Origin of the sequence: Nocardiopsis sp. MG754419 (assembly GCF_018207095.1) — a bacterium.
Taxonomy (GTDB): domain Bacteria; phylum Actinomycetota; class Actinomycetes; order Streptosporangiales; family Streptosporangiaceae; genus Nocardiopsis.
Genome location: NZ_QOCZ01000206.1, coordinates 1 through 7,745, shown reverse-complemented (window position 1 = coordinate 7,745; position 7,745 = coordinate 1). Strand labels below are relative to the sequence as shown.

At 71.0% G+C, this 7,745-nt stretch carries 6 protein-coding genes; 3 read left to right on the top strand and 3 right to left on the bottom strand.

Translation table 11 applies throughout. The annotated features are described in order from the left end of the window. Nucleotides 1-25 precede the first annotated feature (25 nt). On the bottom strand, nt 26-940 hold the full coding sequence (locus DSY14_RS25675) for a DUF3068 domain-containing protein (RefSeq protein WP_211719190.1): 915 nt from the start codon (nt 938-940) through the stop codon (nt 26-28). Nucleotides 941-1,097: 157 nt separating this feature from the next. Between DSY14_RS25675 and DSY14_RS25670 the strand changes: the two genes are divergently transcribed. Beyond that, entirely contained in the window at nt 1,098-2,444 is a 1,347-nt protein-coding gene (locus DSY14_RS25670; RefSeq protein WP_211719189.1) for an acyltransferase, read from the top strand. A gap of 4 nt (nt 2,445-2,448) precedes the next feature. On the opposite strand, the gene DSY14_RS25665 is transcribed toward DSY14_RS25670, so the two are convergent. After that, complete coding sequence (locus DSY14_RS25665; protein ID WP_211719188.1) at nt 2,449-4,545, bottom strand: glycosyltransferase family 39 protein; 2,097 nt, start codon at nt 4,543-4,545, stop codon at nt 2,449-2,451. A 170-nt stretch (nt 4,546-4,715) separates the two neighbouring features. Here DSY14_RS25665 and DSY14_RS25660 point away from each other — a divergent pair, with 170 nt between their 5' ends. After that, nucleotides 4,716-5,456, top strand: coding sequence for a class I SAM-dependent methyltransferase (locus DSY14_RS25660; RefSeq protein WP_211719187.1), 741 nt, complete (start codon nt 4,716-4,718; stop codon nt 5,454-5,456). Further along, the gene (locus DSY14_RS25655; protein ID WP_211719186.1) at nt 5,453-6,238 is read left to right on the top strand and encodes a class I SAM-dependent methyltransferase; all 786 of its coding nucleotides are present in this window, start codon (nt 5,453-5,455) and stop codon (nt 6,236-6,238) included. The genes DSY14_RS25660 and DSY14_RS25655 overlap by 4 nt, the downstream gene beginning before the upstream one ends. On the opposite strand, the gene DSY14_RS25650 is transcribed toward DSY14_RS25655, so the two are convergent. Further along, nucleotides 6,228-7,502, bottom strand: coding sequence for a hemolysin family protein (locus DSY14_RS25650; protein WP_211719185.1), 1,275 nt, complete (start codon nt 7,500-7,502; stop codon nt 6,228-6,230). The genes DSY14_RS25655 and DSY14_RS25650 overlap by 11 nt on opposite strands. Nucleotides 7,503-7,745 lie beyond the last annotated feature (243 nt).

Genomic DNA, 7,745 nt, shown 5'->3' with positions numbered 1-7,745 from the left:
GGCCGGGGGGCGGAAGGGCGGGGGTCTACGCGCCGGTGCGCCGCCCGGTGACGAGCAGGACGACGGCGATGCCGATGAAGCCGACACCGGTGATCAGCGCGGCGAGGGGAAGCGTGGTGTGCAGCAGTGGCAGGACCGTCCGGGCCTGCTCGGTGTTCTCGATGGAGGCGGCGCGGGTCGCGTCGTCGAACTCGAGTTCGCCGCTGAGCAGGGTCAGCACCTCCTCGCCGTCCACGACGACGACCAGGTGGTGGTCCTCGCTGATGTTGATCGGCGTACCGCTGGTCGGCTCGACCCAGTAGCTGCGGACGATGGAGAAGGTCTCGTCGCCGACGACGTCGCCCTCCCCTTCCAGACCGGCGACCTCACGCGGGATCTCCCGCTGGTCGACGACGGTCGGTTCCACGGTCTGGACGAACTTGTAGGCCTCGACCCCGTCGACCTCCTCGACGCCCTGGAACTCCATCGGCACGACCTCGCCGACGGTCGTCTCGAAGAAGTCGTAGTCGCGCTGCTCGGTCATGAACGGGAACTTCCAGAGCTGACCGCTCTGGGTGAGACGCTCCTCGTTGACCATGGCGTCGCAACAGTCGACGGCCTCTCCCGTGACACGGTCGTGCCCGGCGCGTCGGCTGTTGGAGCTGATGCCGAAGTCGGTGTCGGCGTCCTTGATCCAGGTGAACTGGTCCCACACCACCACGTCGTCGGTACTGGAGGCGACGTCGGCCCGGAGGGTGGAGTGCGCTTCGACGCTGGCGTCCTCGACCTGCTCCACGTCCTCGATGTTGAAGTAGGTGATCTCTCCCGTGTTGACGGTGGCGTTGTAGTAGTCCAGCGGAGTCTTCATCAGGGAACTGGCCATCCACAAGCGCATCATGGGTGCCAAGACGAGACAGAAGACCCCCAGCGCGATGAGAACGACCGCAACGGTACGGCGCATGTGCCCTCCTGGGCGGATGAGAGTCCAGATCTGGAACTAGGTTCAGTTCCGGGTAGAGTACTGCCCAGTAGTGAAGGACGTCACCTGGGCGTGTCTGAATTTTTATAACACGTTCTAGTGCAACGCGTTTCGACTTCCTCCCGTTCTGGAAGGCCCCATGGCGCCCACTTCCTCCGCGCCCGAGGACCCCGCCTCCGGCGCCCCCCGGCCCACCTCCGCCGACCCCACACGCCTGCTGCCGCAGGTGAGCGGACGCCACCACTCCCTGGACGGGATCCGCGGCTTCGCCTGCCTCATGGTCCTCGTCGTCCACGTGTCCACCGAGACCGGCGACGCGCTCGCTCCCGGGGTACTCGGCGGGGTGCTCAGCGCCACGGCGCTCGCGGTGCCCCTGTTCTTCGCGCTGTCGGGAGTGCTGCTGTACCGGCCCTGGGCCCGGGCCGCCCTGGACGGCACTCGTGGTCCGAACGTGCCCGCCTACCTGTGGCGCCGCGTCATGCGCGTCTTCCCCGCCTACTGGGTGGTGGCGGCCACCGCGCTGATCCTGTGGGCCGGTGAGCACCGCGGTTCGGTGGTGCACTGGATCGAGGTCATGACGCTGACCTTCCCCTTCAACACCGCCCCCCACTGGGCCGGCCCCGGACCCGAGGGGCTCGGACAGATGTGGAGCCTGTCGGTCGAGGTGACCTTCTACCTGACCCTGCCCCTGTTCGCCGCGGTGCTGCACCTGTGGGCGCGCGGCGGCGCCACGGTGCACGCGCGCGGTCGTCGACTGCTCCTCGGCCTCGCCGGGCTGGCGGCGCTGTCCTTCCTCGCCCTGATCCCGCAGTACCTCCCCGAACCCGCCGAGCACATGCACTCCTGGCTGCCCCGCTGCATGGGCATGTTCGCGGTGGGCATGGGACTGGCCGTGCTGTCCGAGTGGGCCTGGCGCGAACGCGGTCCGGACGGCCCGGTACGCCGGTTCTGCCGGACCATCGCCGGCGCCCCCGGACTGTGCTGGCTGGTCGCCGGGGCGTTCTTCCTGCTGGAGGCCACCCCCGCGGCGGGCGGCCGGTTCTTCGAGCCGGGCAACCTGTGGATCTCGTTGGTGGAGAACGCCACGAGCATCGGCTTCGCGCTGTTCCTGGTCGCCCCCGCGGCACTGGCGCCCCCGCCCGCACCCGGACCGCCGCCGGCGCTGCGCACCGTGCGGGCCTGGCGCGACGGAGCCTGGCTGGACGCCCTGATGCGCCACCGGGTCATGGTGTTCTTCGCCCGGATCAGCTACGGGGTCTTCCTGTGGCAGTTCGTGGTGCTCTACCTGTGGCGCGACTTCACCGGGCAGGAGGTCTTCACCGGGTCCTTCTGGCTGGACATCATCCCGGTCCTGGCGTTCAGCACGTTGCTCGGCACCCTCACCTTCCACGGGGTGGAGGAACCCTCCCGGCTGTGGTCACGGCGCTTCTTCGTGTCCGGGAAGGGGGGACGGCGCCCGCAACCGGCGGGTCCGCCCCCACGCTGAAGGCTCAGCCCTCGTCCTCGGCGGAGGTGTCCGCGTCGTCCCCGGCGCCGTCGCCCTCGGCCCCCTCCTCGGGGGTCTCGGCCTCCACGGCGAGGTCGGCCGCGGGCGCCAGCGGCCCCAGCGAGGCCCAGGTCACACAGGTGCGGTCGGGGTCGGTGTACAGGGTGAACGTGTCGTCGCGCTCGCTCACCGGCACGTACCAGTACCCGCCGTCGGGCGCGGGCGGCAGGTCGACCCGAGTCTCCTCCCCGCCCACCACGACGACCAGGTTGGCGACCTCGTCGGAGGTGTAGCCGATGGTGGCCACCTGCTCGATCCCCCCGAACTCCCACACCGACCAGGACATGAGACCGTCCCAGCTGTCCATGCAGTCCGTGTCCTCGGCCGGGACGAACGCGTTCACCTGCGCGGGCGGTCCCGCCTCCACCAGGTTCCCCCCGTCGTCGAACACGTGCGCGGTGGCCGCCGGTTCGGGCGCGTACATGCGCTCGGCGAGGTCACCGTCGGCCAACGGCGCCAGCACGTACGAGCTGAGCCGGCGCGGCCCGTTCCACTCCAGCACGATGTCGTCGGGCACCGGCCTGCTGTAGATCCCGGCGTCGTCGGGCACCTGCGCCAGCGAGGATCGGACGTTGGCCAGGTAGGAGTGCAGGCGATCCCCACTGAGCGTCTGCGCGTAGGTGTAGGTGGAGTAGCCCGCCGAACCCGCGTAGATCAGGGTGAGGACCAGCGCGAGCGCCCAGGTGCCGCGCCCCGGCCGCACGAGCAGGAGCCGGTGGCGCGGGTCGCGTTCCTCCCCCGCGTTGCCGGTGTGCTCCCGCGCCCGCTCCTCCTTCGTGGTGAGGAAGGCGAGCGCCAGGACCAGGGCGAACACCAGGGCGGCGTCGGCCACGTACCGGGGGTCGGACCCCACCTCCCCGTAGACGTCGCCGCGCGCGATCACGGTCGGGACGACGTCGACGAACACCAGGTACCCCAGCAGGAGCGCCCACGCCCGCCAGGCGCGATGTCGGGTCCGCAGACTCGCCAGGACGATGGCGGCGAGCACCGCCCACGCGCCGATGAGCACCACGCCCGCCGGGTCGACCAGCCCGCCCGTGGGGGTGATCGGGCTCCACGTGAACGGCCCGCCGAGGGCACCGACCGGGAACACCTCGGTGAGCATGCGGCGGAGCAGTTCGACCGCCGTGTCCCACACCGGCACCGAGGCGCCCTCCTCCCCCGTGCCGGCGTTCTGACGGACCAGGTAGAGCGCCAGGTAGCCGACGGCGAGGAACACCATCCCCGACCAGAACCTCCGGTCCAGCCAGAACGCGTACCGGACCGCCCCGACCAGGCCGCCCGGGTACAGGAAGGCCACCGCGAAGGCCAGCAGCAGCGGGGGCAGCAGCATGGCCTTCACCGAGAACAGCATGCCGAACACGACCGCGGCGACGGCCCACCAGGCGTACCGGGTGATCCCCGTGCGCAGGTAGCGGACGGTGCACAACAGCGCCAGGGCGACGGACAGCTGGAACGGCACGGCGTTGAGCGCCGCCGCCCACCAACCGAGCACCGGGATGGTGAGCGGGGCCAACGTGTACACGGTGAGCGGCACGAGCAGGGCCCACCGGCGACCGAACAGCTCCCACAGCAACCGGAAGAAGACCAGGATGGCGGCGACCTGGAGGAACAGCATGGTGCCCGCGGCCGACGCCCAGTGGTAGGGGCCGAAGGCGTTCTGGAGGTAGACCAGGAACAGGGCCCCCGGCATGAAGTGGCCCTTGTGCAGCTCCAGCAGGAACTCGGGGGTGAGGTCGCCCGCGTTGGCCGCCGCGAAGAAGAGGAAGTCGTCCTCCACGAAGTACGACTCGCTGAGCACGTAGACCTTCAGCATCGTCGCCAGGGCCACGATGAGCAGGCCCGCCTGGAAGAGGCGGTCATGCCGCACACCGTGCAGCGCGGCGAGCGAGGCGCGCGCCATCTCCCCCACGGTGGGGCCCTGCTCCTCCGCCTCCTCGACCGGTCTGCGTACTCTGGTGGTCCCCTCCTCCTCGGAAGCGGACGCCCCGGCGCGCGCCCCGTCCTCGGGTTCGCGCTCGGTGGGGGACACAGGCGGCATAGGTACTCTCCCCGCCGTAGGTTGGCCAACCCGGAAAACGGGTGCCAGAATACAACACGTTCCACTTTTATTCCTGACCGTCGACGCAGGTCTCCATGGCCAGCTCGCCCAGAACAGGAACAGGCTTCACCCAGCCCTGTTCCGGGACGGTCACCAGTACCGTGGGGGTGATGTCGGTGGGGCTCGAACAGGTCCGCCGTGACTGGACCCGGCTGGGGTCCACCGAACCGCTGTGGGCGGTCTGCGTGGACCCCGACAAGCGTGACGGCGGCTGGGACGACGAGGAGTTCCTCGCCTCCGGTCGCGCCGAGGTGGGTCCGACCCTCGCCCGCCTGGACGAGCTGGTGCCGACCGCACGACGCGACCGCGTGCTGGACTTCGGCTGCGGCGCCGGACGCCTGTCCAACGCGCTGGCCGACCACTTCGACCGGGTGGTGGGCGTGGACATCTCCGCGCCCATGCTGGCCGAGGCTCGTCGGCTGGACCGCTCCGGGGGCCGGATCGAGTTCGTGCTCAACGAGCGCCCCGACCTGTCCCTGTTCGAGGACGACTCCTTCGACGTCGTCTACACCGACCTGGTCCTGCAGCATCTGCCCACCGATCTCGCCGAGGGGTACGTGCGCGAGTTCGCCCGCGTGGTCCGCCCCGGCGGCGCCCTGGTGCTGGGTGTGCCGGAGACCGAACGGCGCACCTTCAAGGGCCTGGTGTTCAGGTACGTGCCGTGGCCGTTGGTGGCCCTGGCCCAGCGGGTGGTCCTGAGCTATCCGGCGCCGATGCGGATGCACACCCTGCGCACCGCGCGTCTGGCCGCACTCCTGCCCGAAGCGACCATCGTGGCCTCCGACGCGTACTGGGGCGGCGACCACTGGCGCCATCTGCGCCACTACGTGCGGATCGGAGGAGGGGCGTGACCTCCACCGACGCGCGCTCCGACGCCACCGTGCCGTTCCGCGCCACCCTGGGCCGCTCCGTGGGACTGTTCGCGGCCTTTCGCAAGGAACAGAGCGACCCGGCGTTCTTCTACGGCGGGCTGGCCCGCGACACCGTCGCCCAACTGCGCTCCTACACGGCGCTGGACGGGCGGCTGGTGGTGGACGTGGGGGGCGGTCCCGGCTACTTCGCCGACGCCCTGCGCGCCGAGGGCGCGCGCTGTCTGTGCGTGGACTCCGACGCCCACGAGATGACCCTCCACGGTCGGGAGGCGGACACGAACGCGGTGCAGGGCAGCGCTCTGGACCTTCCGCTGCGCAGCGCGAGCGTGGACGTGTGCTTCTCCTCCAACGTGTTGGAGCACGTGCCCGACCGGACCCGAATGGCCGACGAGATGGTGCGGGTCACCCGCCCCGGCGGGCTGGTGTACCTGTCGTACACGTTGTGGCTGTCCCCCTGGGGCGGGCACGAGACCTCCCCGTGGCACTACCTGGGCGGCTCCTACGCCGCCGAACGGTTCGCCCGCAGGAACGGCCGACGGCCCAAGAACGACTTCGGTCGCAGCATGTACGCCGCCCACGCCGGGGAGATGCTGCGGTGGGTGCGCGGCCGGGGCGACGTGGACGTGGTGGACATCCGTCCCCGGTACCTGCCGACGTGGATGAAGCCGATCGTGCGGGTCCCGCTGCTGCGCGAGATCATCACCTGGAACCTGCTGATCGTGCTCCGCAAACGCCCGGCCGAGGACCCCCTCACTCCGTGACCGGCTCCGGGTTCAACCGGATCTCGTCGATCCTGCGGCCGTCCGCGGCGAGGACCGTGGCGCTCCACCCGCCCAGGTCCACCCGGTCCCCCGGGCCGTCGGGGATCCGGCCGAGCAGCACCAGCACCATGCCCGCCACGGTGACGTAGGCGCCGTTCGGCCGGTCGGTGAGCTCCACTCCGAGGTCCAGCAGATCGTGCACGGGGAAGGCGCCGGGCAGCCGTAACGCCCCGCCGGCCAGCCGCACGACCTCCGGCCGGTCCCGGTCGGTCTCGTCGGTGATGTCGCCGACCAGTTCCTCCAGCAGATCCTCCAGGGAGACGATGCCGCCGACCTCCCCGCTCTCCCCGATCACCATGGCCAACTGCTGGCGGCCCTCCGTCATCCGGCGCAGCGCCACCGACAACGACAGCGTGTCCGGCAACCGGGGCACCTCCCGGGCCAGGTCGGCGACGTCCTCGTCGCGCCCGATCAGATCCGACCAGTGCACCACGCCCACCACCTCGTCGAGATCGCCGAAGCGGACCACCGGGGCCCGCGAGTGCCCGCGTTCCGCGAGCCGGGCCAGGGCCCGGGCCGCCCCGGTGCCCGACGACACGGCGTCCACGTCCCGGCGCGGCACGAGCACCTCGCGCAGCCGCCGTTCCCGGATCTCGAAGGCGCCGTCGAGGATCTGACGCTGTTCGGGGGTCATGTCGCCGCGGGAGGTGATCATCTCGCGCAGTTCCTCCTCGGTGACCTCCTCGCGTTCGGCCCGCGGGTCCGCGCCGAGGAGGCGCACCACCACGTCGGTGGAGGCGCCCAGCAGCCACACCACCGGACGGGTCAGAGCGGCCAGCAGGTCGAGGGGGCGCGCGACCAGCAGCGCCCAGCCCTCCGCCCGCTGCATGGCGATGCGCTTGGGCGCGAGTTCGCCCAGGACCAGGGTGACGAAGGTCAGCACGATGGTCACGAGCACGATCGAGACCGGGGCGGCGTAGCGTCCGAGGAAACCCAGGGGTTCGACCAACGGTCGCGCCAGGGCGACGGCGGCGGTCGCCGAGGCGAGGAACCCCGCGAGGGTGATGCCGATCTGAATGGTGGCCAGGAACCGGTTCGGGTCCCGGGCCAACCGGGCGACGGCACGCCCACCGGGGCCGCGCTCCTCCAGACGCCGGATCTGGCCCTCGCGCAGGGTGACCAGCGCGATCTCACTGCCCGCGAACACGGCGTTCACCACGACCAAGACCAGCACGAGGCCGATCTGGGCCCCGTAGCCCTCCATGGGTACTCCTGTGGTCGGAGTGTTGTCGGATGCGGAGTTCTTCCCCCGGATTCCCCCAGGTCACACGTGTGGCCCGCACGCGCCACGCAGGACGGGGTGAGGCCCTGCCGTGAACGAACACCTCCGCCATCGCCGGGGTCGACCGGGACGCGGCCCGCCCACCACGTCCGTGCGCGGTGGCCATCGACGGAGGTCGGTGGCCCACCCCCACGGCTCCTACCCACCGGTAGCGTGGACGCGCCC